The organism is Microbulbifer hydrolyticus (assembly GCF_009931115.1).
Taxonomy (GTDB): domain Bacteria; phylum Pseudomonadota; class Gammaproteobacteria; order Pseudomonadales; family Cellvibrionaceae; genus Microbulbifer; species Microbulbifer hydrolyticus.
Genome location: NZ_CP047491.1, coordinates 2,564,215 through 2,591,192 on the forward strand (window position 1 = coordinate 2,564,215; position 26,978 = coordinate 2,591,192).

Consider the following 26,978-nt stretch of genomic DNA (forward strand, 5'->3'; position numbering starts at 1 on the left):
ACTACTCAGTCCGACACCGGGAGTGTGTTTTTTTCATACAAGCCGGCGAAGCAGTTGCCACCACGACAAAGCCCCGATCTCGCAGCAGGTGCAAGAGTCGGGGCAATCGGGTCTGGAGCATTCTTCAGGTCAGAAGCTGAACTTGTAGCCTACGCCCAGATTGAAAATCCAGGAATCGTAATCCAGATCATCCTTGTAACGAACGGAATCGACAACAATCCCGTTGCTGAGCACCACGTTATCGACACCCACTTCGATTTCGGGGTCGGCATTGATATACATGGCAGAAGCGTTGACCAGCCAATTGGCATTACGCCCGAATTCGATATCCACGCCCACCTGTGCAGTCCATCCCCAGGAACTGCCAAAATTGACCAATCCGCGATCAATTCTTTCCGTGACCACGCCATTCGAATTCACCACGTCTTCGACAAATACCGGGCGCAAGTAATCCTGATCGATGTCGGTATAGTTAACGCCGACACCAATATAGGGCTGTATCCAGGACTCTACGCACACCGGGTACCAATCCACATACAGGCTGGTCACATTAGTTTCGAAGTCTCCAAGACGATTGGAGCTACGGGTTTCGAAATCCGGCCCGATCACATAGGTATCGTAGTCAGCCTCCAGGTCCGCGCCGTCCATATAGTACAGCTCAACTGCCCAGTGGTCGGCGACAAAAAAGGTACCGTTGATAAACCAGGTGGTATCGTCATCCAGGTCCAGCGAGTCCCCGACTTCTACCGAAATGGTTGAATCGGGATCATCGGGATCCAGCACATCGACGATAGCGGACTCGGAAAAAACGGAGTCCTCGGTATCCATAAAGGCCGCACCGGCTCGCACGATAAAATCACCGCCAGTGAAATCGGCAAAAGCCGGCGAAGTTGCGCTGGCGGCGGCAATGGCCAACGGCAAAAGAAGATGCTTGGTTCGCATGGGTAACTCCTTGTAACTCTGAAATGCTCCATGGCCGACGGGAGCCACAAATAAATTGTGACCCGTGCGTGCGGTTAGTTTGAGTATAGGTGGAGTTTTCCGGAAAACAGCAAGTACCGCCTAAGGTTTACCCGACAAATAGGAAGAAATTTCTGCAAATTATTTCGCCCAAAAAAAATGCCCGCCAAAAGGCGGGCCAGTTTTCTCGAACACACTTTCAGGAGGAGAGTTTGCGACGCGCTGTGCATGCAAGTTCACAGCTGTCTGAATTAGGTATAGCAGAGCATTTTCAACTGCCACTCACCCTGTCATCAAAGCCGTTACATATTGGTCGCAATCCACGCCTGAAAAATTCCTGGCAGTGGATCAAACCCGCTGCAGGTAACTCTGGTATTCGACGTCGGTAACTCGCGCGGCAATTTCTGCCTGCTCCTGGCGCTTGAGCAATACAAACAGCTCGACGAATTTTGGGTCGAAGTACTCCTGCCAGAGTTCGCTATCGGCAAACCGGTTGAGTGCGCCAACCCAGGTATTGATCAACTGATCACTCTCTACCTGATAGGCGTCGCCCTCTACCGGCGCCGGGGGCTGGAGCTTGTTTTCAAGACCGTGACAGACGCCAGCGAGAATTGCGGCCAACACCAGATACGCATTGACGTCTGCTCCCGCTATACGGTGTTCGATCCGGCGGGCCTTGGGCTCACTGGCCGGGATGCGGAATGTCACGGTGCGGTTGTCGTACCCCCAGCACAGATTCAGGGGAGCATGGCTACTCTCCTGGAAGCGGCGATAGGAATTGGCGTGCGGCGCGAAAATCGCCATGGCATCGTTGGCCGTCGCCATCATGCCCGCCACGGCATGGCGCAACAGGTCTGAACCCGTATCCGTGCCGTCATCAAACACATTGTTACCGTCGTTATCCACGAGGCTCATATGCACATGCATACCGTTGCCGGCAAGCTCGCCAAACGGCTTGGCCATAGCACTCACACGCAGACCGTGACTACGCGCCACCCCTTTTAGCAAGCGTTTGAACAACAGGGTCTGATCCGCCACTTTCAGCGGATCGTCGCAGTGCAGCAGGTTGATCTCAAACTGCCCCGGCGCGCATTCGGACAGGATGGAATCCGCAGGAATCCCCTGTTCTTCACAGGCGGCCCGCACATCGGCAAAAAAGTGCCGCTGCGAATCCAGCTCTGCGAGATCATAGACATCGGTGGAGGGCACCAGATCAGAGTCGTTGTCGCTCACCGGGCGCGGGCGCCCCAGCTCATCAGCCTCTTCTCGCAGAAGATAGAACTCCAGCTCAGTGGCGCACACCGCCTTGTAGCCGAGTTCGCCCAGACGTCGAACCACCTTCTGCAACTGCGCGCGCGGGTCCGCGTAAAGTTCCGAGCCATCCGCCTCGAACAATTGCATGTGCAGTTGTGCCGTCTGCTCGCGGTGCCAGGGCGCCAGGCAGACCGGAGATACGGGCTGACAGACACCATCGCTGTCACCACTGGCGAACACCAGCGGGCTATTTTCGATATCGCGCCCCCAGATATCCAAACTCACGGCACTGCGCGGCATCTGCAACCCGCCGCCGAGTAACTTCATGGCGGAATCCGCGGGCAGCCACTTGCCGCGCGGGATACCGTTGATATCAAAGGCAAACCCCTCGATCCACTTAAGATCCGGGTGCGCTTCAAGAAACACTTCCGAGTCCGAAAGCAATTCTGGGGACGGCTGATATTTTTTTTGTGCTGCCATAAAACGATTCACATTGATGGGAAATTAGGCCCCGTATTGACGAAAAATACCGGGGCCTGTAGCGGAGTTTACGCCATGGCCCGAGCGGTATCATCCAGGGCACGGTGCGCCTTTTCCACCAGCTCGTCAATCTGTTCCGTGGTGAGAATCAGCGGCGGTGCAATAATCATGGTGTCGCCTGTGGCGCGCATCACCAGGCCGTTTTTGATGCTCATATCCCGGCATACGCCGCCCGCAGTGCACTGGTCGTCAAAGCGCGCTCGACTGCCTTTGTCTTTCACCAGTTCCAGTGCGCCGACCAGGCCCAGGCTACGCGCCTCGCCCACGATGGGGTGGTCCGCCAGCTCGGCCCAGCGCTTGGCCAGATACGGGCCGGTGGTATCGCGCACAGTTTCGATGATCTTTTCTTCGCGCAGAATATTCAGGGTCGCAATACCGGCCATACAGGCAGCCGGGTGCGCGGAATAGGTGTAGCCGTGAGTGAACTCACCACCCTTTGCCTTGATCACATCCGCCACACGGTCGCTGACCATGGTGCCGCCCAACGGGAAGTAACCGTTGGTGACCGCCTTCGCAAAGGTCATCAGATCCGGCTTCATGCCGTAGTAATCGGCACCGAACCACTCGCCGGTGCGGCCAAATCCGAAAATCACCTCGTCCATCACCAGCAGGATGTCGTACTGATCCAGCACTTTCTTCACTTCTGGCCAGTAGGTCTCCGGCGGAATGATCACCCCACCGGCACCCTGGATGGGCTCGGCGATAAACGCGGCCACGTTATCCGGGCCCAGCTCCTGAATTTTCTCGTCCAGACTGCGCGCCGCGTGCACACCGAACTCTTCCGGTGACATGTCGCCGCCCTCGCCAAACCAGTAGGGCTGCTGGATGTGCTCGATGTAATCGAGTCCCTGGAACTGCTTGTGCATGCCGCTCATGCCACCGAGGCTGGCACCGCCAATGGTGGAGCCGTGGTAAGCGTTCTTGCGGGAGATCACGATGCGCTTCTTGGGCTGCTCTTTCAGGTCCCAGTAGCGGCGGATGATGCGCAGGTTGGTATCGTTGGCCTCACTGCCGGAACCGGTGAAAAACACATTGTTCATATGTGCCGGAGTCACTTCCGCCAGCAGATCCGCCAGCTCGATCGAAGGCACCGTGGTGCACTGGAAGAAGCTGTTGTAGAACGGCAGCTTATTCAGCTGCTCGTAGATAGCCTCGCTGATTTCCCGACGGCTGTAGCCCAGGTTGCAGCACCACAGGCCGGACATGCCGTCGAGCATGGTGTGGCCATCAATATCCGTGATATAGGCGCCTTCGGCACTGGTGATGACCCGCGTGCCCTGTTTGCCGAGATCACTGAAGTCGGTAAACGGGTGCAGCAGGTGCTCGCGGTCATGCTGTTGTAACTGGTTCTTGTTCATGAACTCACTCCTGATTCGAATAACGCCTGCGGTAATGCTCAGACTTGTAAGGCATCACCGCAAAATGTGATCACATTTTAGGGGCAAGAACGGAGAAGGTGCAACCCGTATTCACGACGAGCCACTGTTACACCGATAGCACAAGCCTAGTGCCGATCGCGAAGCACTGGTCGTCATCGCGAGAAACAGGCTTCAGAGGCGGCAAACAGGAGGGGAAGCGCTGGGAATGGGGACGTGCGAGAGTCCGGGGCAGGCCATTCCGCGGAGCCCACACAAGGCGTGGGACTCGGCAGTCAGGGGCACCAGCCCCCTGTGAAAAGACTTGTTCGATCAGCGGGCCGCCGTCACCGATACGGAAACAGGCGCGATATCCAGCGCCACATCGAGGATGGTGTACTGATCCTTGGTGCCGGAGCCGTAGCTCCAGAAACCGCGGCTCTGATCATCCTGACGAAAGTGGAACAGCACACCCTTACCAGTCTGATCGTCGAACGCATAGCGGCGCAATTCGCGGGTGTCGCTATTGTCCAGCAGGGAGAAACCCAGCAGTTGATCCAGGCGCGGGTTGGCCAGCGCAATACCGGCCCCCTGGGTAGCGCGATAGCCGAATGCCTCGTTGCCAAGGGTCTCGCTGCCGGAGGCGGATACGCGATGTTCGCGCCAGTTGTAGCTGTCACCGTGACTCAATACGCTCACACGCAGATCGCGGGCAGCGAAACCGTCTTCGGCATCGGCGAACGTCGCACTGCGCGCGTCCGCCACAACCAGGGTTCCCGCCCCCAGTACTTTCATGGATGCGACATCCAGATCGACCAGCAGCGCAGTATCTTCATCCACACCAAATCCCAGCGGCTCCTCGGGTCTGGTGACACCTCCCAGCGCGCGAACCAGGCGCCCAAGACGGGCTTTACGATCAAAGTGCTGGTCCACCACGCCCACCGGCAGAAACCCCAATCCGCGGGACAGCAACAGTTGCCCGGATTCCTGGCTTTCCATGCCCTGGTAGGTTTCCACGGCGGGTAGCGTGAGTGCACTCAGGGAATCCCCCGCGGCGATCATGGTGCTACTCATGATGGCCGCGCCGGCGCTGGTACCTCCCACAATGGCACCATTGGCAAGCTGGGCCCGGATCGCGGCCAACACGGGCGTATCGCGCCCCTCCTTGTCTAACAAGGTGCGAGTGATTCTGGTCTGGTCGCCGCCGACAAACCAGATGCCACCAGCGGTATTGAGGCTTTCGGCCAGCGCCTTGTCGTGACCACCCTGCTGCCAGTCACTTTCATCGATGGACTCTGTCGACTTATCGTCTTTGTCGGCAATAGGCAAAATGCGGACTCTGCCCTTAAAACCATGGCTGCGCAGGTCCGCCTGAAACTGTTGCGCATAGTGACTGGGCCGACCGGACGCGGCCGGCACAATGACCACGTCGGGGAATTTTTCCGGCACACCTTCGATAAACGCGCGGTAGACCGCGGTATTATCACTGCGCAGTGCACCGCCCACAATCAACAGGCTGCCGGAATCGGCGGACGCCTTCGCCTGCGCACCCGAATCACTGCACGCGGCGAACAGAGGTAAACATAGCCCTGCAAGAGTCGCCACCAGACCGGTAAATTTCATAGCATTATTTCCATCATCAATTTTTCTATTCGTCCGCAGTGCCGCCCGCCGGGAAACGGACTGCGCTTCGATTCGACACGCAGCTGCCCTCCCTGCTGCCGTTCCATCCGCGGGCTGTGGCCACAGAAGGATTTGAAACAGCGACTGAAATGGGATGCAGAACGAAACCCACAGCGGCGCCCTATTTCATCGATGCCCAGTGCACTTTCGTGCAGCAGTGACCTCGCTTTTTCAAGCCGCAGCTCCCGATAGAATCGCGCGGGCAATACGCCCTCAAAGCGCAGGAACAACCGCTCGAGTTTTTTCTGTGAGATGCTGAGGTAGCTGGCGAGCTCGCCGGTCTGGAGTGGTTCGGAGAGGTTGTTGCGCATCAGCGTCATGGCCTCTTCAAACAGACGTTGATCGCGAACAGGTCCTGGCTGTTGCACCACTCCATCCATCGTTATGTCCTATCCTGTTTCGCGGCCGCCGTAAGGCTGGCGATCAAACAGCTGCCAACGCCCCCGGGCCATGGTATGGGTTATCTGGAATCTCGCCGGATCCACCAGAATCAGGTCCGCATCCCGCCCGGACGCGACCAGGCCTTTGCGTTTGAGTCCCAGCGCCCGCGCGGGGTTACTGGTCACCACCTGCAGTGCACTGGCCAGTTCCACGCCCTCTTCCTGTACCGCACGGCGGAATTCCTCGAACAGGCTGGCGATGCTGCCCACCTCGATATCCTGCAACTCTCCCTGGTTGCAAAAATTGGTCAGTGACCCCTGGGCGTCGGAGGAAAAGGTGAGCTGGTCGATGGGCGCTTTCCGCTCCAGTGCCAGCTTCAGTGCGCGGCTCGCGCGCATTTCACCGCTGGCAAGGATTTCCGCGGTGGTGGAGGTGGTGAAGTCGATAAAGCCACCGGCGCGGGCAAAGTCCACGCCGTGTTCCAGCAACGCCATATTGCGATTCATATGGGTGGGAAGGAACTGGGTAATGGGGATCTCCGAGTGCTCCACCACATCAAACAGCGGTTGCAGCCGCCCGGCACCGTCGCCCACATGGATACTCACCACACCGCCCTTACCGCTCAACAGGCCGGCAACCCGGGCATCGGCGGCAATGCGGATCAGTTCATCCCGAGAGGGGTGCGACGAGCGATGATCTGAAATTGCCAGCTCACCGACACCGATCATGTTTTCCACCAGCATGATGTCGCTGCGCACACTGCCGGTCAGTGTATTTACCGGTACCTGGTAGGAGCCGGTCTGGATAAAGCAGCTAATCCCCTGCGCCTCCAGCGCTTTCGCCTTGCCGAACAGCTCGTTCAGGGTACGGGTGGTGGCATCGGTACCCAGTGCACCAATCACCGTGGTGACGCCCGCAGAAATCGCTTCACGCACATCCAGCTCCGGTGTGCGGGAACCGAAACCCGCTTCACCACCGCCGCCACTGATATGCACCAGGGAATCCACCAGCCCCGGCATCAGCCAGGCACCGTCGGCGTCCACCACCTGCCCGATATTTTCCGGCAGCGTAAGATGCTGGTCGATCTGCGCGATCGCGTTTCCCGCCACCAGCACATCGCAGCGGCCGAGGCTGCGGGGCGCGAACACTTCCGCATTTTTTATCAGGGTAATTTGAGACATAAATGACAACTTGAATTTGTAGGTACTTTTACCGGGTCCGATTGCACGCTGGGAAGTTAATAACCCGATGCGGCCGCTACCAGCACTGTCAGTGACGCAAACAGGAACAAAATGCCCTGCAATGGCAGCACAAAGCGCAGCCACACGCCCCAGTCCAGGCGCGCCGCCCCCAGACACCCCATCAGCGCCGCCGAAGTGGGCACGATGATATTGGTGAGGCCATCGCCCAACTGAAAAGCGAGCACCGCGGTCTGCCGGGTAACCCCGACGACATCCGCGAGAGGTGCCATGATGGGCATGGTGAGCGCGGCCTGGCCGGAACCGGAAGTAATAAAGAAATTGAATACCGTCTGAAACGCCAGCATAAACCAGGCAGATACAGCACCCGACACATCCGCGAGGCCACTGCCCGCGGCGTGCAGAATGGTATTAAGAATACTAGCGCCCTCGGGGTCATCACCGCCGAGCAACAGCACGATACCTTTGGCGAAGGCCACCACCATGGCCGCGGGCAACAATTGTTGCGCACCCTCGCGAAACGCTGCCGCTGCCTTGTTTGGGGTAAGGCCGTTCAGGCCGAACACGATAGCCACCGTCGCGATGACAATGCCCATAGTGAAAAACTGCGTGGCAATTTCCGGCAGAAAATAACTGCGCTCTACCACGCCCCAGATCATCCACGCGATACCGGCACTGAACAGGAGCAAGACCCACCCGTCGCCGCGCGCCATGGTCTTCAGCTCAGTGGTGGACACGGACTTGTCGCGGAACACCCGGTCGGAAGCATAGGCCAGGGAGCGCGTAGGCTGGCACTGAATCCGTCGCGCGTACACGATGGTGTAGGCAGCGAGACCGCAGGTTGCCAGCAGCCACAATCCCATGCGCAGGCCGCTGCCAGACATCAGCGGTACGCCGGCAATCCCCTGGGCGATACTCACTCCGAACGGATTCATCCACGAAGTGGCAAACCCCACCTGGGTGGCCACATAGGTAACGAGCAATGCCGTGATGCTGTCATAGCCCATGGACACCAGTAGCGGCACTACGATCAGGGTGAACGGAATCACCTCCTCGCCCATGCCAAACACCGCCCCGCCCAGAGAGAACAGAAAACACAGGATAGCGAGATAGAAATGCCCCGCCTGCCGATTGCGCGCAATCACCTGAAACAGGCCGCGCTCTACTGAACCACTGGCAAAGATCAGGCCGAATGCACCACCGGTCAGCAGGATAAACGCGAATACGCCGATGGATGCGCCCCACTTACTGCCGGAAACCATGCCCTCGAACGCGAAGTTCAGGAGCCCGATGCCCCCCCCTTCCGCAAACACCGCCATACCGGTGGGGCCGCCCTCGGCAGGCTGGTAGCTGCCAGGATCGATCACGCTCCGTTCAACACCATTCACCTCGGTGATAACCGTGTCGAAAGTGCCCGCAGGAATGACAAAGTTCAGCGCAAAGGCAACCAGTGCAACCGCCAGCAATATCAGATAGGTATCCGGCATTGCCCAGGTTTTCGCCACCGATTGCTCGACCGCACTGTTTTGCTCCGGGTCGCAGGTCTGGGATTCGCTTGTCTGCATAGGAATACACCGCAGTCATTGAAAAAAAATCGACGGGCGCACACCGCGCGCCCGCCGGAATCAGTTCCTGTGAGACACTGATTAGAACGAGTAGCCGTAACTCAGGGTATAGAAACGGCCCATGGAATCGTGATTGAAGTGATCCACATTGGCCCCGGTGCCCAGCACCAGCGGCGGCTCTTCATCCAGCAGGTTGTTCACCCGCAGGCTCAGCCAGCTGCCGTTGTCGAAGTCACGGGCGACGTTCAAGTCAAAGGTTAACCAGCTGTCGACTTCCACATTGCCGTCACTATCGATATCGACCCGAGAAGCAAAATACTCATTGCCTTCCGCGAACACCGCATTCAAAACGCGTGCGTCAGGGTCATCCATATAGCTGTGCGTGTAACGGGCACTCAGGGTGGAGGACCAGTCCTCGTAACGCCAGCGCAGGGAGCTGTTGGCCAACCAGCGCGGATAGGTGTAATTACCGGCTTCTTTCACAATACCCAGTGCGTCGGACGGCAGCTTGTCGAATTCATTCAGGTAAGTACCGTCCAGGGTAAAGCGGAAGCTGCCCCAGTTTTCAGTGTCAAAATACTGGGTAAACGCCACATCCACACCATTGGTCTTCTGCCAACCGAGGTTGGACAGCTGGAAGTGCGCATCCACTACAAAACCACGATCTACCTCCAGGCCAGGCTGGCCAGTCGGCAGTTCTCCCAGGCCCACTATTGGGAACTCGCCATTGAACGCACGCAGGATGAAGTCGTCTTCTTCAATACCGATCAGGTTTTCGTGCTCGATATTCCAGTAGTCGACGGTAATCTCGGTGTCATCAAACGGTTTCAGCAGGAAACCGGCACCCCAGGTGGTTGCAGTTTCCGGCTGCAGATCGTCATTGCTAACGTCCTCCGAGAACAGTGACAGACCGGAGCTCTCAGGATCTCCGTCGCAAGCCTCTGGGGTAACGCTGCAATCCGTGCGATAACTGGACAACAGAGTGCCCGCACCAGTTTGCGCAAGCGACGGTGCACGGAAGGAGGTGGACCAGTTACTGCGAAAAATAATTGCGTCATTAAATGCATGGCGCAAAGCAACCTTCGGGTTGGCATCGCCACCAAAGCTATCGTAGTGGTCGTAACGCAATGCAAACTGCAGTTCGGTGTTGGCAGCCAACGGAATCATCTGCTCCATGTAGACCGCCCACTGGTTGCGTGCGGCATCGGCAGAAGTGGAGCTGAAGCCAAGGATCGGCTCGGGATTCAGGGTGGTGGAAACCGCATCGCCAGACGGTGTGTCCTTGACGGATTCGCGGCGGAACTCACCACCAAAGGCTACCTGAATCGCGCCCGCCGGCAACTCGAGCCAGCTCCCGGAAATATTACCGTCAATGGCGTACAGACTGGATGTACCACCGCGCTTTGCGTCGGTGCGGATCAACTGCGCCACTTCAGCCATCTGATCAACCTGGCCACCGAATGGGTTGTACCAAGCCGTAGTTTTCCCCAAATCTTCACAGGTTTCTCCCGCACCAAAGCCCGCACCGGGACGTACAAAATCCACTTCCCAGCGATCTACAACGGAACCATCGGTACACAGATTACCAACACTTGCATTGTAGAAAGCATCCGCCTTGTACAGCCCGGAAACTCCGCGCTGCTCGGATTCACTGCGCCCCAGATTCGCAGCCACTTCCCAGTTCCAGTCGGAAACTTCACCGCGAAGGCCAGACACCAAACGCATGGATTCATTTTCCACCTCTACTGCACGCGCATCTGGAAACTTGCCGTATGCGAGAACAGGCCAACCATAGAAGTCACTGAAGTCATCGACCCCGCCTTCTTCGATCATGTCTGCTTTCAGGGCTTCCGGCCAGTAGGGGCTTTCCGGATCGAACGGTGCACGAGAGAAGTTCGCTGGAGAAGAAGTACCGCTAGACTTGCTGGCTTGCAGCATCAGAGTGTTAAACCACTCCAGATTGTCGGAAAGATCGTAATTGAATGTGGCTACTACATTCGCACTCTCGTATTCATCCTGTGTCGCAGCCACTGCATTGGTATTGAACTCGCAATACTCACCGAACTCGCCGAAACCAAACTGGTCTTCCGGGCAACCACCAGAGGCGGGATCTTCAGTCTGGTCGTACCACATCCAGCCGAAATCATTGAAACTCGGATAAACACCCTGCTGGCTCGGACGTACGGAATTCGCGGTCAACTCGCGGTCACGATCGTACATGGCATTGCGCGAGAACAGGTCGACCACCACCATGGTGTGGCTGCGTTCGCCTTCCCGGCCCCAAACCCAGTTCAGGTTGTATTTACCTTCATCGGTGCCGGCAGTGGAGTTGCCGTGGGTCAGTGAAATTTCACTGCCATCAAAGTCGTCACGCAGTACAAAGTTCACCACACCCGCAACCGCATCCGCACCATAGGTAGCGGCGGCGCCGCTGGGCAGCACTTCAACCCGCTCAATGGCAGAGAGCGGAATGGAGTTTACGTCGACGAAGGATTCCTGGCCCTTGGCGAAGGAGCTCACGGATACACGGCGACCGTTCACCAGTACCAGAGTAGAGCTGGCACCAAGGCCGCGCAGGGATACACCGGCCGCCCCCACCGGAGTGCTGCTGGAGAGTGCACCGGAGGTAGCGGTAGAGAAGGTGCCGCTGCCGCCGCCGGTCTGGGACAACTGTTGCAGGATTTCAATGGGGGAAGTTGCCCCGGACGCTTCGATATCGTCACGGTTGATCTGCACCACCTGCACCGCGCCTTCTGTATCCAGGCCTTTGATATGGGTGCCCGTCACTACTACTTCTTCCACGGTGGATTCCGCGGGTGCAGGTTTCTGCGCAATCGCCAGTGCGCTACCGCTCATCAGCGAGCAGCCTAGTGCCAGTTGAATAGCCTTACTCAGCGGAGATTTGCTCAGTTTGTCTTTGTTATCCATTTTTATACCCTTCAGGAAACGTTTCCTGTCTCTAGTGGATCTCTGGGATCTGCGTATTTTCCTGGTGTGACGGGCACAGGAGCACGCCCACCAAAGCTGGCTGAAATTGTTTCAGGGAGAAAACCGGCGGCAATGCACAGCAACCCGGATACCCGGCAGCGCGCAAGCGGACTCGCACATAGCTGGCAAATAATTTAGGGGGGTAAATCTAAGAACGGAAGATTCCGACTCATAGCTTCCCTGCGCCCGCGACCAAGGCGGAGCCCCCGGTTAAACCGAGGCGGGAAAGCTACTCGTCAAACCACTCGCTGAGATAGTAGTTGGAGGAGCAGCGCTCAATGGCAGCAATATTGTTCATTTTGCTCTGTATGCCCTGCACTGTTTATCAAGTACGTTGCGCTGTATTTCTGACGGTGGCTGACTGCTAACGCCCGAATACCCAATAGGAGTTTACTAGCAAACCACTCTCTATTTTTTATCACGCTGCAAAAATGCTGTAAAGCAATTCTGTTATCAGATTTAATTCGTGTAAAAATCCCTGCGACAACCGAATAATCTGCGCATTGCGCAGCAACTTCAGCCCGGATCTTTTGCGCAAGCATAAAGAAACGTTTATCTGAATAGCACGGCCGGAGGAGAAATCCCTCCCCGGCCATGCCATTTGAACAGGTCCTATGTTGCTAGGGAGGCAACAGGGACGGTTACTGGTAAGGCTGATTGATATAAAAATTACCCGAGCGTCCATCAATGCCGATTCGCTTCGGCGTGACACTGGTGGAACCCGTCAGAATATTGAACTGATCGAATTCGTCCAGTTTGTAGCGCAATACATCCTCATATACTACCGGCTGACCGCACTGGGCCTGGGTGCGACTGGTCTGCCCATCCTCCAGCAAAACGTAGACACTGCCACTGCCATCCACGACCCCGTTGCCGTCCGGCGTAAAGAAGATGGATGTCGCTTCATCTACCCCGACCCCCTGAATCCCCGCGGGCAGACCCGCCATGAACGCCATTAACCTGCCCATACGGTCACGCTCGGCAAAGTGGGTATCCACGATCACGCTCTGCATGGTCGCGGTGCTCAGGAAGCCCGTGGAGATGTTGATGTATTCGTGACACAGGTCGGTCACCGCTTCGGAGGAATAGGCACCGAGTACACCATCCGGATCATAAATGTACTCTGACTGCACTGCAGCGCCGGCTGAGGTGCCACCCAGCACACCACCGCGGGCGAGCACAGCATCCAGGGCCTGTTGCAGTGCCGTGCCCTGCCACTGGTTCAGGTAATCGGATTGATCACCACCGGCAATCCACACAAACTCCGCGGAACGCACCGCCCATTCGACATAGGCGTCGTTGGCGTGCTGTGGTCGATCCACAATCAGGGTTTCCACGGAATCGGCGTTCAGCAGACCCAGCAGGTAGTCGTTGTAGCCGTCGCTGCCGCTGGTACGCAGCACCACCACGTCACCGCCATCGATCAGCGGCTCCACGCGCCGGGTAAAGGCCGCGTCCACATCGCTGCCACCGCCCATCACCAGCAGCCCCCCACCAGACTGGTTTACGCAAACATCCGCTTCACTGCCGGAAATATAGCGGGTCAAGCCACCGGGTTTTGCGGGACGCGTACCCAGCTCACAGTCGCCGCCACCACCGCTACTGCCGCCGCTGCTTCCTCCGCTACTGCTGCCACCGGTATCCGTAGGAATACCGTCCACGCTCAGGGTGTAGTCTCCACGTCCGCTGTGGCGGGTCACCTTCAGGGTATACAGGCCGCTTCCTCCGACACTGACACTGGCGGACTCGGGGCGGTTGCCGGTTTCTGCGCTGTAGAGACGTTGCGACACGTCGTACAGGTGCCAGTCGAAGTCGTCTCCACTGGAATGGTTGAGGGTAATGTCGAGATCGGAAGGGGTGTCGATATTGAAGTAGTACCAATCCTGATCCCGGCGATTGGCAATCTTGCCCGCTACGATCTGCCCTGAACAGACAGGGCCGTCAGCATCGGATTCGGCGTCGTTGGATTCGCTTTCCGCCGAGACGCAGGCCTGTGCCCCGTGGCTGAAAAATCCAACACCAAACAGAGAAAATAATAAAACGGACAAGTATCTGGTTCCCATGGGTAGCTCCTTGCAGCATCGTTATTTTTTGCCACACAAGATTACTCAAGGGATCCACCGCAAACATTGAATCAACGACCGATGGGAAAAAACAGTCAAGTTTTGGAAAAAATGGGACAGTTTACACGGGCATCCGATTGCAAATCAGATGCCGCAGTCGATCGCATCCAGAAGCATATGTGCAACCAAACCAATACCCAGCCAGCGCACTGGCTTCCACGGCAGGAACATCATGGCGCCGTAAAAGGAAATCGGAAACATTGTATGCAGGGGGTGGTGGTTGATGCTGCAACGGTCCGGGTCGTAGATCGGCGATGCCAGCAAATGATCCAGATCGACCAGGTTTGCCGCCAGCATAAACAGCGCCGCTTTTTTCCATTCATCGCGAAAGAAGAACCAGGCGATGGCAAGAGGAACAAGAAGGTGTAAAACAATATGGAGATAACTGAACATCAGGTTTTCAACAACTTTCAGATTGCCAATAGCTTTTAGACGGAAAGCAACTCTTCGGCAGAAATGGAACCCAGGCCTTCTTCAATATCCTGGCGGATCGCGGTACGCACACGCTGTTCGTCATTGCTGGCGATAGCGTCGATCAGATCCTGGTGGCGGTCAGGCAGCTCTTGTACGCCGAAGCGCTGAAACACCAGATGCTGAAGCGGCGCAGTCTGCAGCCACAGGCTCTCGATCAGTGACAGGATGATATGGGGATGACCCAGCCGATAGAGGGTGAAATGAAACTCCAGGTTGGCGGTGACGTATTCCTGGATGTCTTTTTTCTCGAGGGCGAAAGTAACCCGGTCGTCCAGTGCCCGCAGCGCTCCCATCTCCTCCTCACCGACAAAGGGCAGCGCCTGAGCTGCAGCCTGGCATTCCAGTGCCACCCGGGCAGCACAGATTTCATCCAGTTTTTCCCGCGTCAGAGTGGGCACGGTAACCCGGCGTGTATCGGAGAGCTCCAATGCGCGCTCCGACGTCAGCCGGCGCAACGCCTCCCGCACCGGCATTGGACTGCAGTCCAGCTCTGCGGCCAGGCCGCGGATGGTGATGGCCATGCCAGGCAGGAACTGGCCGCGCAGGATGGCGTCACGCACCTGGTAGTACACCCGCTCCTGGGTGGTGCGGAACTCTTCCTGCGGCTCGGTAAACTCGGCGTCTCTCACTGGCTGGCCTCGTGGCTTGGGTCGGTAATCGTACAAAATCCACCCAGCCTCCAACCCGTAAGCAGGCTTGCGGGTTGTCGCTATGCGGACATTGCCAGTGCCAGCTTGTGCGGCGACTGGTCACTGCCGACCTCGATCAACTCGTCGGCAATGGCGCCAGTTTGCCACATTTCAAAGAAATCCTCCGCTACCTGCTTTCCGGCCTCGGTTACGGCATTCCAGTACTTGAGTCGCTCCTCGGTGGAAAGCTTCACAAAATCGTCCCTGTCGGGGATCTTGGCGAAGGGCAAGCGGGAGACCCACTCCGGAGATGGAGCCACCAGAATCACATTGTCCATGGCACCGCCGCGCACCCAGCGCCAGCGGAAGCTCTTGTCGAACCAGCCCGGCACCATGTAGGGGAAAAAGTGCGGATAGAGCACCAGCCCCTGCGGGTGCTCAAAGCCCAGATCGAAGTGGTAGTCGGTGATCCCGCCGTCCCGATAGTTGCCCGGGGGTGCACCAGCCGGCGTGGGTACACCGGCCATCACCAGCGGGATCGAGCCCGAAGCCAGCACCGCCGGGCAGACATTCTCCGCACTAAGCGGGGTATTGACCGTGGAGAGGTTACGAAATGCCACTGTCGGGGCCTGCCCGGAGTGAAACACCACCCGATCCCAGAATGCCCGCAGGGTACGGCGACTCACCGCGTTAGCCAGCGCCGAGGCCAGCAGTGCCGGCGCGAGAACCGATTTCCGTTCACTGGCCAGGGGACCGCGCCCGCGCACGGTGACAAAATGGCTGTGCCACACCGGATTGGCCGCTACTTCGGCGGCGCCCTGCCCGCCCAGCACCTCCAGCAGAATATTCTCGCCGGTCGCAGTGATCTCAGCGGGGGTGGGCCGCTCGCTGGCATAGGTCTGATTGACGTAGCCGAATTCCAGCTTTTCCAGGGAAGACAAGGGATTGGCAGTGGCGTAACACATGTTGCGAAAGCTGCCAATCGACGAACCCAGCGTGGCAATGGGCGCGCGGCGATCGCGAAAAAACTCGCCAATCAGCACCCGGTCCAGCTGGCTGATAGACAGCCACTTGGGACCGCCGGAAGCGCCCACTAACGTGGAGACCATTTCCTGGTGCAAACCTTCCTGCCGGACCCGGCGTGCGGCGCTGGCGCCGGCCAACACCACACAATTCTTATACTGCTTCGCTTTCGCCATCTTCCTACTACTCACAGACCGCTTATTGTTGTGTCTTTACCATTCGCCGGTATTGTCCATGGAGGCCCAGGGCTCCTGCGGCGCCAGCGACCCCCCCTTCTGTAACAGCTCGATGGAGATGTTGTCCGGCGAGCGCACAAACGCCATATGGCCATCCCGGGGCGGGCGATTGATGGTCACTCCCATGTCCATCAGGCGCTGGCAGGTCTCGTAGATATTGTCCACGCGATACGCCAGGTGGCCAAAATTGCGACCCCCGGTATAGGTTTCCGGATCCCAGTTGTAGGTGAGCTCCAGACACGGACGCTTGTCGCTGTTCGCGGTGTCGGAGTCCCCCGGCGCAGCAAGGAATACCAGGGTAAAGCGCCCTTTTTCATAATCATTGCGGCTGACCTCATACAGGCCCAGCTTGTCGCAATAAAATTCCAGTGACTTCTCAAGATCGGTGACACGCACCATAGTGTGCAAATATTCCACTGCAACGCCTCCTTCAGGGGATTACAATCCCGGTACGTCAATTGGGTGACTACTTTAGTCACCTCCACAAAAGTTACCAGAGCGAAATGTACCAAAAATACTATCGACAATTTTTACAGGGCGCCCAAAAGGCAGCCTCACCCGGATGCGACCTGCCGGTTCTGCACATGGCGTGCCACTCCCACCACTACTGGCCCGATGTGACCCTCGACGCGGTCAATGCCTACTGGCAGGACGCCGCCGATATGGCCGACAGCAAGTGGGAAAAGATTTTCGGCGAGAAGATACCCGCCTTCCAGCGCGGCATCGCAAGCACACTGAAGCTGCCGGACCCGGCCCAGGTCGCCCTGGCGCCGAATACCCATGAACTCGTGTACCGCCTGCTCAGTGCTTTTGACCTGAGCCAGCCCCTGCGCATTCTGACCACCGATGGCGAATTCTACAGCTTTTCCCGGCAGCTGTTGCGTCTGGAAGAACTGCCCACCGTCGAGGTGGTACGCATACCCACAGAGCCTTTTGCCACCCTGCCGCAACGATTTGCACAGGAACTGCAAAGCGGAAGCTACCAGCTCGCCTACGCCAGCCAGGTCTTCTTCGATTCCGGCGTGGCCTTCCCTGGCCTGCTGGAGCTTGCCGCGCGCAAGCCGGACAGCACCCAGATGGTGATCGATGGCTACCACGCTTTTTTCGCCCGCCCTACCGACCTCAGCGCCATCGCCGACAAGGTGTTCTATACCGCCGGCGCCTACAAATACCTGGGCGCGGGTGAGGGCATGTGTTTTATGTCCATCCCCCGGGGCTGCCAGTTGCGTCCGCTCAATACCGGCTGGTTTGCGGAAATGGCGGAGCTCGAAAACCGTGCCGAGGGCGTCGGTTTTGGCAACGACTGGTTGCGCTTTGCCGGCGCCACCATGGATTACTCGCCGCTTTATAAAGCGCTCGCCGTGCTCGAACTGTATGCGCAAGAAGGTATTACCGTGGAATCCATTCACGGTTATGTTCAACAAAATCAGCGACGCTTCCTGGAAGCCATGGATGCCGCACATCACCCCTTGCTGAATCGCGGCAACCTGATCGCTCACGATCTGGAAAATGGCCACGGACATTTCTTCACCTTTCGCTGCGGCAGTTCGGAAAACGCTGAAAAACTGCAGGCGGAGCTGCGAGAAAAAAATGTACTCTGCGATCGCAGACAACAACTGTTACGGCTCGGCTTTGCCCTCTACCACCCCGAAGACGAGACCTTCACACGATTGTTCAAATAGCGGCGCGCGTTCATCGGATATTCATCTTCGCGGCGCCACAATAGGCGCCGTTACAACGATGTACCACTGGCAATATTAAGGATTCGCCATGCAAAGAACCCTGAAACTGTTTTCCGCGGGCCTGTTGGCCGGACTGGTCGCTTTCACTAGCGGCTGCGGCAACGACACCACTAGCGGCACTACAAGCGGCACCACCGGCACACTGATTTCCATTTCCGCACATGGGGAAGCCAGCCAGGCGCCGGATATCGCGAGCCTGTCCACCGGTGTAGTCACTGAAGCGGACAGCAGTAATGCAGCCATGCAGGCCAACGCCGAGCAGATGGAAACCTTGATGAAGGCGATCAAAAAGGCTGGTATTGACGACAAGGATGTACAGACCAGCGGTATCAGCCTGAACCCGCGCTATGATTATCAACCCAATCGCGAGCGCGAAATCGTCGGCTATCAGGCACGCAACACGGTCAGCGTTACCGTGCGCAAGCTGGATGAGCTCAGTTCCATTATTGATGCGCTGGCCGCCGCGGGCGCGAATCAGATACACGGTCCCAGTTTTTCCATCGCCGAGCCGGAACCGCTCATGGCCGAGGCCCGGGAAAAGGCGCTGGAACAGGCCCAGGCGCGCGCAGAATCCTACGCAAACGCACTCGGCACCAAGGTGCACAGAATCGTGAGTATTTCTGAAGGCAGTCAGGGTGGCATGCCGCGCCCGATGGTGCGCATGGAAATGGCTGCGGCCAAAGACAGTGCCAGCACGCCCGTGGCTCCCGGAGAGAGCAGTGTTTCGGTCAATATGGAGCTGGTGTTTGAGCTCGAAAAATAGTCCCGAGGCTTTACTGATGCATAAAAAATCCCGGCAATAGCCGGGATTTTTTATCTTACTCGGGCTGTTTGTAAACAGTGCCGCCTTTCATAACAAACCGTACCCTCTCAAGGGTGGTGATGTCTTCCAGCGGGTTGCCTATTACACCCACCAGATCGGCATGCTTGCCCGGCGCGATGCTACCCAGCTCATCCTGGGCATTGAGAAGCTGGGCGGCATTCCAGGTTGCCGAGCGAATGGCATCGGCCGGGCTCATGCCCCCCTCTACCATCAGGGCGAATTCCTTGGCGTTCTCTCCATGGCGACTGACGCCGGTATCGGTACCAAAGGCGATTTTCACACCCTTCTTGTGGGCGCGATTAAACGTATCCCGGATCAGCGGACCAATTTTTGCCGCCTTGGTGCGCACCATGTCCGGAAAGAAACCATCGACAGCGGACTTCTGGGTTACCCAATCCCCCGCCAGCATCGTCGGCACATACCAGGTGCCGTGGTCGATCATCATCTCCATGGTTTCGTCGTCCATGTAGGTGCCATGCTCAACGGAATCCACTCCGGCCCGGATCGCGCGCTCCATCCCTTCTTTGCCATGCGCATGTACCGCCACGGTAAAGCCGTAGTCCTTTGCCGTCGCTACAATCGCTTCCACCTCGTCTTGCATAAACTGGGGGTTTTGGCCGCTCTTGGCAACGCTGAGGACACCACCTGTGGCGGTAATCTTGATCAGGTCAGCGCCATCTTTATAGCGCTGGCGGACCGCCTGGCGAGCGCTGGCCACGCCGTTTACCACGCCCTCTGCCGGCCCCGGGCTCCCCATCAGATCCTGGCGGTAGCCGTTGGAGGGATCTGCGTGGCCTCCGGTCGTGGCGATCGACTTGCCCGCGGTAAACACGCGAGGACCAACGACATCCCCACGTTTGATCGCATTGCGCAGACTGATGGTTACATTGTCGCTGTCTCCCAGGTCCCGCACCGTGGTAAATCCAGCCATCAGGGTACGCTCGGCGGTGTTGACGGCACGCAAGGTGTAATCCGCGGGGTTCCAGGTGAAAGCCTCACTGTATGTACGCGGGCCAAACTCGTAGGACAGGTGGGTGTGCATATCCATAAGGCCCGGCAGTACCGAAAAGCCGCTGAGATCAATGACACGCTCACCCTGACGCTGGGTGAAGCCCCGCTCGACGGCCTCCACCCGGCCATCCACGATATGTACGGTGCGCTTCTCCAGCAGGCGACCATTTTCACTGTCGAACAGCCAGCCGGCGTGCACGGCGATATTCTCCGCCTGGGCGATTGATGCCAGCGCCATCAGGCCAAGGCCCAGCACGCTGCAAAAAACACGCTTTACGCTCCACTGTATTCTTCGGGGTATGATCATGATGTATCCAGTTTCCGGGCTTGTCGGTATCCGCCCCGGTTAGTGTTTATTGGTTGTTAGTTATTGATCGGCGCTGTGTCGAGCGTACTTAGATGCGCCAAAGCCATCCAATTTACCGTATTCAGTGGCCATAAAAAAAGCCCGGTTGCTTGCACACCGGGCTTTTTCAGGGAATGGCCAACCTATTCCGTCGAGGGCAACACTTCTACCGGACCGATTCCCAGCTCCTCAATACCTTTCTGGATCTTGCTCAGATCCCCCACCACGACCCAGGTGAACTGGTCCGGAGCAAGGTATTCCTTGGCTGCCGCCTCAACCTGCTCCGTGGTCAGTGCACTGACCCGCTGCGGGTACTCAGCGATATAGTCGGGCGAAAGCCCCTTCTCCACCTGCCAGGCAATGCTCGACAACAACTGCACCTTGGTCTGGAAGCGAGCGCTCTGTTTCAGCACCTCGTCATCCTGGTAGTCTTTCAACTCCGTCTCTTTTATCGGGCGTTTACCGAGATACTCCCGAAATTCTTTCAACATCTCGCGCATGGCCGGCGCCGTTTGGTCGGTCTGCACCGGGGCAAAAACAATGTAAGGACGCTGGGACTCCGTATCCATCGATACCGCACGGGCACCGTAAGACCAGTGTTTGTCCTCACGCAAATTCATATTGAGACGCGAGGTAAACTTGCCCGCTATCGCAGACGCCATTGCATCAAACGCCTCTGCGCCGTCCGGCTTCCAAGGCGGCATCACGAGTCCGGCCATGATATAGCTCTGCTGCGCGCCAGGCCGATCCAGCAGGAAAACACGCGCTTTCTGCGGGCGCTCTACCGTCGGGATATCCAGTGTTGGCAGATCGTCACGCGGTGTGCGCCATTCTCCCAGGGTATCGTTGAGCAACTTTTCGATCTCTTCCCTGGTGACATCGCCCACCACCGTCAACTGCGCATTGTCCGGACGCAACCAGGTTTTGTGGAATGTCACCAGATCCTCACGCGTAATGGACTCGATCGCTTCGGGGGTGCCAGAACCGGTCAGTGGCGCACCGTAGGGATGGTCCTTACCGAAGAGCAGTGGCGGTAATTCGCGCATGGCAAGCCCTTGGGGCTGTGCCTTTTCTTGGGCAATGGAGTCGAGCCAGTTGGATTTTACCCGTGCCAGGTCATCTTCCTGAAACAGCGGGCTGGAAATCACATCGCGAAACAACTCCAGCGAGGGCTCGAGCTGGGTCTTCAGGGCGCTGAAACTCAGCGAATTGTAATCCAGCCCGCTGCCGGCACCGATACTCGCACCCAGCTCCTCCAGACGGGCGCTGAATTCCAGGCTGTCATAATTGCCAGCCCCTTCACTCAACATGCTCGCGACGACCCCTGCCAAGCCGGGCTTATCTTTATCGGCGGATGCACCACTGCGGTATTGCAGGTTCATGAATACCACCGGCGTATCATGACGCTCCGCGAGCACCACCTTGAGGCCATTGTCGAGCGTAAAGGTCTGCTGCTCCGGCAGCTCAAGCTCAACCGTCTTGTCCACCGCGGGCAATTTGCTCCGGTCGACATCCTCACCACTCACCGCGTATTTGTCTTTGGGGCTGATGATCAGGGTAAAATGCTCGGGCTTGAGCCATTCCTGCGCGACGTCCTGCACATCCGACGCGGAAACCTTGGCGTAATCCTCAATACCCTTGATCAGTGCGGCCGGATCCCCGTAGTAAAATTCCGAGCGCGCCAGGATGTCGGTCTTACCACCAAAGCCACCAATTTTTTCCAGCCCTTTTACCAGGCTGGCAAACTCACTCTGCTTGATACGACGCAACTCATCCACGCTTACCCCTGAGCGGGCAAACTCACGCAACTCTTTATCCAGCAGCTCTTCCACCTTTTCCACTGACTGCCCTGGCTTGACATCCACCATCACCATAATCTGCCCGGCCAACTGCCGGCCGTAATAAAAGGCACTCACACTGGTTGCCACCTGCTCGTCGCGCACCAGACGGCGGTAGAGCAAAGAATTTTTACGATTGGCCAGTAGCGAAGTCATCAAATCCAGGGCATTTTCCTCCTCGCTGCCAATCGCAGGCACATTCCACACATAATAAATCCGTGTCTGCGGGACCTGATCGGTCATCTCCAGGCGTTTGTTGACTTGGGATGGAAGCTCCCAGTTTTTTAACTCCGGTGGCACCGAAGTGCTGGGGATATCACCAAAGTACTCACGCGCTTTTTTCATCGCGTCTTTTACCGTGATATCCCCGGCGATGACGAGAATGGCATTGGCGGGCTGGTAGTAATCTGAAAACCACTGTTTTACGTCCTCGAGGCTGGCCTGATCCAGGTCCTCCATAGAGCCGATAGTGGTCCACGAGTACGGATGGTCCGAGGGAAACGTATTGGTGGCAAGAACGTCAAACGCCCGGCCGTAAGGACGATTCTCCCCCTGGCGTTTCTCGTTCTTGACCACGCCGCGCTGCTCGTCGAGCTTTTCCTGGCTGATCGCGCCCTTGAAATGCCCCATCCTGTCAGATTCCATCCACAGCGCCATATCCAGTGCGCCTACGGGCACCGTTTCAAAATAATTGGTTCGATCGTTATTGGTGGTGCCATTCATGTCGGTGGCACCAGAGCGCTGGAATGGCTCGAAATATTCGCCCGGGAAATTTTCCGAGCCATTGAACATCAGGTGTTCAAACAGGTGGGCAAAACCGGTCTTGCCGCGCGTTTCGTCTTTGGAACCCACCTTGTACCAGATGTTGATAGCGACCACCGGCGCCTTCGGGTCCTCGTGCACGATCACCGTAAGCCCATTCTTTAACTTTTCTTTATGGTACGGCAGCTCGATTTCTGGTGGCTGGACAAAGGACTCATCTTTGCCGCTCGCCGCAGCCTTGCTGCTGGCAGCCGCTTCCTTATCGGCGCGCAGTGCCTTGTGCACATTGTCGTGCTTTTCTGAGGGCTCCTGACTCCTCTCACATCCCGCTAGAGCTCCCAGTGTCAACAAGACAGACAGGCCGACCGGGGCCCAGACACGTCGCATTTCCATTGTCACTTATCCTGATTTGCGTCCGAACAATGCTGCAAAGTGTAGGCAAAAAAAACGGGCGCCGTGGCGCCCGAAATATACTTCACAGAGAGACGATGACTTCGTCAGAGGGAAATGCTCAGGCCGTTAGGGCCCGCTTTCATATTCTTCAGTTACCCTTTCAGGCCGCTGCAGAATCGGTGTTGCTCAGAGCGTCTTTATGCCCAAAGCGTTCTTCAGCGATACGATCTGCAACATGGGCAGTGGTTTCACCGGACTCATCCGCGCGCTGGAAAACTTCCTGCATGGTGGTGCCAATGGTTTCGATGTGAGCCTTCACTTGCTCGGCATCGTATTCGCCCTTCTCGAGCCCCAGCTGCTGGTAGTACACATCGATAATACCGCCGGCATTGATCACGTAATCCGGCGCGTAGAGGATGCCCTTGTCCTTCAGCACCTGCGCGTGGCGCTCTTCCGCCAGCTGATTGTTGGAAGCACCGGCAATGGCGCCTACTTTCAGGCGGCCGATGGTGTCGTCATTCAGGATGGCGCCCAGAGCACATGGCGCGAACAGGTCCACATCGAGGTCGAAAATTTCATCGGCGCTAACGGCCGTTGCGCCCAGCTCGTTGACCGCGCGATCCACGTTGTCCTGGAAGATATCGGTCACAAACAGTTCCGCACCCGCATCTTTCAGCAACTTGCCCAGACGGAAGCCCACATTACCGACACCCTGGATGGATACTTTCAGGCCATTCAGGTCGGTGCGGCCCCAGCGGTGAGCCACCGCCGCTTTCAGGCCAACAAATACACCGTAGGCGGTGGATGGGGACGGGTCGCCGCCGTGCTCCTGGCCGGAAATCACACCGGACACAAATTTGCTGCGCTCGGCGATGATTTTCATGTCCGCGACACTGGTGCCGGAATCTTCCGCCGTGATGTAACGGCCACCCAGGGTGTTCAGGAAGTCACCCATGGCGCGCAGCAGTTCGGGCGTTTTCTCTTTGCGCGGATCACCAATAATGACGGACTTGCCACCACCCAGTTTCAGGCCGGCCATTGCGGACTTGTAGGTCATGCCGCGGGAGAGACGCAGTACGTCGTTGAGCGCTTCGGAGTCGTCGGCGTAGGGCCACATACGACAGCCGCCCAGTGCCGGCCCGAGATTGGTATTGTGTACCGCGATGATTGCCTTCAGGCCGCTTTTGGCGTCGTGATAAAAGGCGACTTCCTCGTGGTTATCGTAGGCAGGATGGGAAAAAATACTCATAAAAATCCTCTCCGGAGGCCGGTTTTACGTCGGCGCCAGACTTGGCCAATTGTGTCAGCTCTGTCCGCAACCGTGCTTTATTGTAGGTTCCTAAGAATATAGCTACTGACTACTTAGGAACATTGCATTCTTTGCACCAAATGAACGCATACTACCAAAACCATCCCAATATTTTATTAATTTTAGGATGTTCTTACGCCCAATAACCGAATCGGCGCAGTGGTCACTCTTTACCCAGCGCAGCAGGGCCCGCCAGCCGGAACGGGTTTCCCCAAGACTAAGCGATCTACTGACACGGCTCCGCTGGCCTGTCACCGCCTGTCTGGTAGAATCCGCGCCCTAACAGACCCACCCCCGAGTTACAGAGAACTGTCCATGCTCAATTCCGACGCCCTGAAGCAGCTGTCCCAGCTGAAAACTGATATCCGCTCCACCAAGGAATTCGCCGAGGGTCGCGTCCGTGGCAGTAGCGGAAAGTTCGGGTTTGTGGTGCTGGACGACGGACGCGAGGCGTTTTTGCCGCCTTCGGAGATGGACCGGGTGTTTCCCGGAGACCGGGTGCGGGTGAGCCTGACCGAAGAGGATAAAGGCAAGATATCCGCAGAGCTGGACCAGTTGATCGAATCAGACCTCAAATATCTGGTCGGCCAGTATGTTCAGCGTGGCCAGGGCCACTTTATCCAGCCCAGCGAGCACGGCCTGTCGCGCTGGATCTTCCTGCCACCCAAAGCCCGCGGCAAAGCGCAACCGGGCGAGTTCATTGCCTGCACGGTAACCCGCCACCCGTTCAAGGACGGCAAATCCCAGGCGAAAGTGGAGACCGTGATCGGCAAACCGGACAGCGCGGGTATCGAGCACGCGTTTGTGGTCGCTCAATACCGGCTGCCCAACCAGTTTGGCAAAGCCGCGCTCGAGCAAGCGGAGTCAATCCCGGCACAACTGGAGGCACTTTGCGCTGAGCGTAAAGACCTGTCCGATCTCGGCTTTGTCACCATTGACGCAGAATCCACCAGAGATATGGACGACGCCCTCGCGGTCACGGAATCCGACAACGGCTGGACCCTGCATATCGCGGTGGCCGACCCTTCCAGCCTGATCGACGCCGGCTCGCCACTGGACAAGGAAGCGCGCGCGCGTGCCAACAGCGTATATCTGGCCGGCGAAACGTTGCCCATGCTGCCGGCAAACCTGTGTGAGAACAGCTTTTCCCTGATCGCCGGTGAGCTGCGCCCCGTGCTGGTCATGCATATAGAGGTGGGCAAAGACGGTGCCCTTAACGGGTTCGACTACGAGTTCGCCGCTATCCGCTCCCGGCACAAGCTGAGCTATGCACAGGTCGCACAATTTATCGATGGTGACGACAACGCCGCACCTACGGACCAGCACGAGAACCTGCGCCGCCTGGATGCGTTGAGCAAGGCGCGTGCGGAGTACCGTGCCGGCCACTCACTGGTGATGGAGGACCGTCCGGACTACGAACTGATTCTCAACGACCAGCGCAAGATCGAGCGTATCGAGAAGCAGCAGCGCACTGCTGCCCAGCGCGTGGTCGAAGAAGCCATGCTGGCCGCGAACATCAGCGCGGGTAAAAAACTTGCCGAGCTCGGTGGTGGCTGTTTCTCTATTCACCTGGGTTTCCGCGACGAGCGCATGGCGGAAATCCGCACTCTGCTGAAAGAGGTTCTCCCGGAGTACGCGGAGCAGGATCTGCACCAGCTCGACGTTTACCTCAAGCTGGTAAAAGAACTCGAATCCCACAGCGATACGGAAATGCACAACGTACTGGCCGTCCTCAAGCGTATGCTGCGCCCGGGGGAGCTGAGCAACAATGCGGCACCACACCTGGGTCTGGGCCTCGCGCACTATGCGACCGTGACCTCCCCGATTCGGAAGTTTAACGACCTGCACAACCACCGGGTCCTGCGCGCCGCCCAGCAGGGCGAGGCACAGCCAACCCTCGACGAAGAACAGGGTGAAGCCCTGCAGCAGAATGTTAGCACCGGGCGCCAGGCCGACCGCGCACTGCAACAGTGGTTGTTCTGCCAGTTCCTTGAAGGCAAAACTGGTGAGACCTTCCCCGGTGCCATCACCCTGGTCAACGGCGCCGGTATTGGTGTGCGCCTGGATGATTTCGGCATCAATGGATTCGTGCGCTTCAACAACAAGAAGAACCCGTTCGATTTCGACGGCAAGCGTCTGCGCATCACCCGCGGCGAAGAAACCTTCCAGCTGGAGCAGCAGGTACAGGTAAAAGTGGCCGCGGTAGATACCGACAAACGCCGCATCGCCTTCGAACTGGCTCCATCCAGCACCACTAGCAGCACCACTAGCACCGAATAATTGGCAGCCACACGCTGCTCCTCGTCGCGACACCAGACTAAACTTCCAGCCGCGGAGCCAAAAG

The 26,978-nt window shown here is 57.6% G+C and carries 19 protein-coding genes; 3 read left to right on the top strand and 16 right to left on the bottom strand.

Features of this window, described 5'->3' with window-relative positions; genetic code table 11:
• Positions 1 to 129 precede the first annotated feature (129 nt).
• The 13 genes from GTQ55_RS10880 to GTQ55_RS10940 form a co-directional block, all read right to left on the bottom strand.
• Entirely contained in the window at positions 130 to 942 is an 813-nt protein-coding gene (locus GTQ55_RS10880) for an OmpW/AlkL family protein (RefSeq protein ID WP_161858750.1), read from the bottom strand.
• Between the two features lie 366 nt (positions 943 to 1,308).
• Entirely contained in the window at positions 1,309 to 2,694 is a 1,386-nt protein-coding gene (locus GTQ55_RS10885; RefSeq protein ID WP_161858751.1) for a glutamine synthetase family protein, read from the bottom strand.
• Positions 2,695 to 2,762: 68 nt separating this feature from the next.
• Complete coding sequence (locus tag GTQ55_RS10890; RefSeq protein ID WP_161858752.1) at positions 2,763 to 4,112, bottom strand: aspartate aminotransferase family protein; 1,350 nt, start codon at positions 4,110 to 4,112, stop codon at positions 2,763 to 2,765.
• A 330-nt stretch (positions 4,113 to 4,442) separates the two neighbouring features.
• Positions 4,443 to 5,732, bottom strand: a complete 1,290-nt coding sequence (locus GTQ55_RS10895; protein ID WP_161858753.1) for a cyanophycinase — start codon at positions 5,730 to 5,732, stop codon at positions 4,443 to 4,445.
• Entirely contained in the window at positions 5,729 to 6,172 is a 444-nt protein-coding gene (locus tag GTQ55_RS10900; RefSeq protein WP_237567652.1) for a helix-turn-helix domain-containing protein, read from the bottom strand. The genes GTQ55_RS10895 and GTQ55_RS10900 overlap by 4 nt, the downstream gene beginning before the upstream one ends.
• A gap of 9 nt (positions 6,173 to 6,181) precedes the next feature.
• Complete coding sequence (gene iadA / locus GTQ55_RS10905) at positions 6,182 to 7,354, bottom strand: beta-aspartyl-peptidase (RefSeq protein ID WP_161858755.1); 1,173 nt, start codon at positions 7,352 to 7,354, stop codon at positions 6,182 to 6,184.
• Between the two features lie 56 nt (positions 7,355 to 7,410).
• Entirely contained in the window at positions 7,411 to 8,937 is a 1,527-nt protein-coding gene (gene yfcC / locus GTQ55_RS10910) for a putative basic amino acid antiporter YfcC (protein WP_161858756.1), read from the bottom strand.
• Positions 8,938 to 9,018: 81 nt separating this feature from the next.
• Entirely contained in the window at positions 9,019 to 11,865 is a 2,847-nt protein-coding gene (locus GTQ55_RS10915; protein ID WP_161858757.1) for a TonB-dependent receptor domain-containing protein, read from the bottom strand.
• 701 nt (positions 11,866 to 12,566) lie between these two features.
• Positions 12,567 to 13,988 carry a Type 1 glutamine amidotransferase-like domain-containing protein gene (locus tag GTQ55_RS10920; protein ID WP_161858758.1) on the bottom strand — a complete coding sequence of 474 codons (1,422 nt, stop codon included), beginning with the start codon at positions 13,986 to 13,988 and terminating at the stop codon, positions 12,567 to 12,569.
• A 144-nt stretch (positions 13,989 to 14,132) separates the two neighbouring features.
• Positions 14,133 to 14,441, bottom strand: coding sequence for a DUF6122 family protein (locus GTQ55_RS10925; protein ID WP_161858759.1), 309 nt, complete (start codon positions 14,439 to 14,441; stop codon positions 14,133 to 14,135).
• A gap of 35 nt (positions 14,442 to 14,476) precedes the next feature.
• Entirely contained in the window at positions 14,477 to 15,151 is a 675-nt protein-coding gene (locus tag GTQ55_RS10930) for a GntR family transcriptional regulator (protein WP_161858760.1), read from the bottom strand.
• Positions 15,152 to 15,231: 80 nt separating this feature from the next.
• Positions 15,232 to 16,350 (bottom strand): hypothetical protein, encoded by a 1,119-nt coding sequence (locus tag GTQ55_RS10935; protein ID WP_161858761.1) that lies wholly within the window; start codon positions 16,348 to 16,350, stop codon positions 15,232 to 15,234.
• A gap of 36 nt (positions 16,351 to 16,386) precedes the next feature.
• Entirely contained in the window at positions 16,387 to 16,827 is a 441-nt protein-coding gene (locus GTQ55_RS10940) for a VOC family protein (RefSeq protein WP_161858762.1), read from the bottom strand.
• Positions 16,828 to 16,913: 86 nt separating this feature from the next.
• Here GTQ55_RS10940 and GTQ55_RS10945 point away from each other — a divergent pair, with 86 nt between their 5' ends.
• Both GTQ55_RS10945 and GTQ55_RS10950 read left to right on the top strand, forming a co-directional pair.
• Positions 16,914 to 18,092 carry a hypothetical protein gene (locus GTQ55_RS10945; RefSeq protein WP_161858763.1) on the top strand — a complete coding sequence of 393 codons (1,179 nt, stop codon included), beginning with the start codon at positions 16,914 to 16,916 and terminating at the stop codon, positions 18,090 to 18,092.
• An 88-nt stretch (positions 18,093 to 18,180) separates the two neighbouring features.
• The gene (locus tag GTQ55_RS10950) at positions 18,181 to 18,915 is read left to right on the top strand and encodes an SIMPL domain-containing protein (protein WP_161858764.1); all 735 of its coding nucleotides are present in this window, start codon (positions 18,181 to 18,183) and stop codon (positions 18,913 to 18,915) included.
• 55 nt (positions 18,916 to 18,970) lie between these two features.
• On the opposite strand, the gene GTQ55_RS10955 is transcribed toward GTQ55_RS10950, so the two are convergent.
• From GTQ55_RS10955 to GTQ55_RS10965, 3 genes are all read right to left on the bottom strand, one after another.
• Positions 18,971 to 20,293 carry a metal-dependent hydrolase family protein gene (locus tag GTQ55_RS10955; protein ID WP_237567653.1) on the bottom strand — a complete coding sequence of 441 codons (1,323 nt, stop codon included), beginning with the start codon at positions 20,291 to 20,293 and terminating at the stop codon, positions 18,971 to 18,973.
• Between the two features lie 182 nt (positions 20,294 to 20,475).
• Positions 20,476 to 23,325: a M16 family metallopeptidase gene (locus GTQ55_RS10960; protein ID WP_161858765.1), complete on the bottom strand. Its 2,850-nt coding sequence runs from the start codon at positions 23,323 to 23,325 to the stop codon at positions 20,476 to 20,478.
• Between the two features lie 160 nt (positions 23,326 to 23,485).
• Positions 23,486 to 24,574, bottom strand: a complete 1,089-nt coding sequence (locus GTQ55_RS10965) for a Glu/Leu/Phe/Val dehydrogenase (protein ID WP_161858766.1) — start codon at positions 24,572 to 24,574, stop codon at positions 23,486 to 23,488.
• Positions 24,575 to 24,949: 375 nt separating this feature from the next.
• Between GTQ55_RS10965 and GTQ55_RS10970 the strand changes: the two genes are divergently transcribed.
• Positions 24,950 to 26,914 carry a VacB/RNase II family 3'-5' exoribonuclease gene (locus GTQ55_RS10970; RefSeq protein ID WP_161858767.1) on the top strand — a complete coding sequence of 655 codons (1,965 nt, stop codon included), beginning with the start codon at positions 24,950 to 24,952 and terminating at the stop codon, positions 26,912 to 26,914.
• Positions 26,915 to 26,978: the final 64 nt, after the last annotated feature.

Excerpts from the sequence above, each read along its gene's own strand:
- GTQ55_RS10880 (WP_161858750.1), bottom strand. The coding sequence starts at position 942 with ATGCGAACCAAGCATCTTCTTTTGCCGTTGGCCATTGCCGCCGCCAGC.
- GTQ55_RS10885 (WP_161858751.1), bottom strand. The coding sequence starts at position 2,694 with ATGGCAGCACAAAAAAAATATCAGCCGTCCCCAGAATTGCTTTCGGAC.
- GTQ55_RS10890 (WP_161858752.1), bottom strand. The coding sequence starts at position 4,112 with ATGAACAAGAACCAGTTACAACAGCATGACCGCGAGCACCTGCTGCAC.
- GTQ55_RS10895 (WP_161858753.1), bottom strand. The coding sequence starts at position 5,732 with ATGAAATTTACCGGTCTGGTGGCGACTCTTGCAGGGCTATGTTTACCT.
- GTQ55_RS10900 (WP_237567652.1), bottom strand. The coding sequence starts at position 6,172 with ATGGATGGAGTGGTGCAACAGCCAGGACCTGTTCGCGATCAACGTCTG.
- iadA (WP_161858755.1), bottom strand. The coding sequence starts at position 7,354 with ATGTCTCAAATTACCCTGATAAAAAATGCGGAAGTGTTCGCGCCCCGC.
- yfcC (WP_161858756.1), bottom strand. The coding sequence starts at position 8,937 with ATGCAGACAAGCGAATCCCAGACCTGCGACCCGGAGCAAAACAGTGCG.
- GTQ55_RS10915 (WP_161858757.1), bottom strand. The coding sequence starts at position 11,865 with ATGGATAACAAAGACAAACTGAGCAAATCTCCGCTGAGTAAGGCTATT.
- GTQ55_RS10920 (WP_161858758.1), bottom strand. The coding sequence starts at position 13,988 with ATGGGAACCAGATACTTGTCCGTTTTATTATTTTCTCTGTTTGGTGTT.
- GTQ55_RS10925 (WP_161858759.1), bottom strand. The coding sequence starts at position 14,441 with ATGTTCAGTTATCTCCATATTGTTTTACACCTTCTTGTTCCTCTTGCC.
- GTQ55_RS10935 (WP_161858761.1), bottom strand. The coding sequence starts at position 16,350 with ATGGCGAAAGCGAAGCAGTATAAGAATTGTGTGGTGTTGGCCGGCGCC.
- GTQ55_RS10945 (WP_161858763.1), top strand. The coding sequence starts at position 16,914 with ATGTACCAAAAATACTATCGACAATTTTTACAGGGCGCCCAAAAGGCA.
- GTQ55_RS10950 (WP_161858764.1), top strand. The coding sequence starts at position 18,181 with ATGCAAAGAACCCTGAAACTGTTTTCCGCGGGCCTGTTGGCCGGACTG.
- GTQ55_RS10955 (WP_237567653.1), bottom strand. The coding sequence starts at position 20,293 with ATGATCATACCCCGAAGAATACAGTGGAGCGTAAAGCGTGTTTTTTGC.
- GTQ55_RS10960 (WP_161858765.1), bottom strand. The coding sequence starts at position 23,325 with ATGGAAATGCGACGTGTCTGGGCCCCGGTCGGCCTGTCTGTCTTGTTG.
- GTQ55_RS10965 (WP_161858766.1), bottom strand. The coding sequence starts at position 24,574 with ATGAGTATTTTTTCCCATCCTGCCTACGATAACCACGAGGAAGTCGCC.
- GTQ55_RS10970 (WP_161858767.1), top strand. The coding sequence starts at position 24,950 with ATGCTCAATTCCGACGCCCTGAAGCAGCTGTCCCAGCTGAAAACTGAT.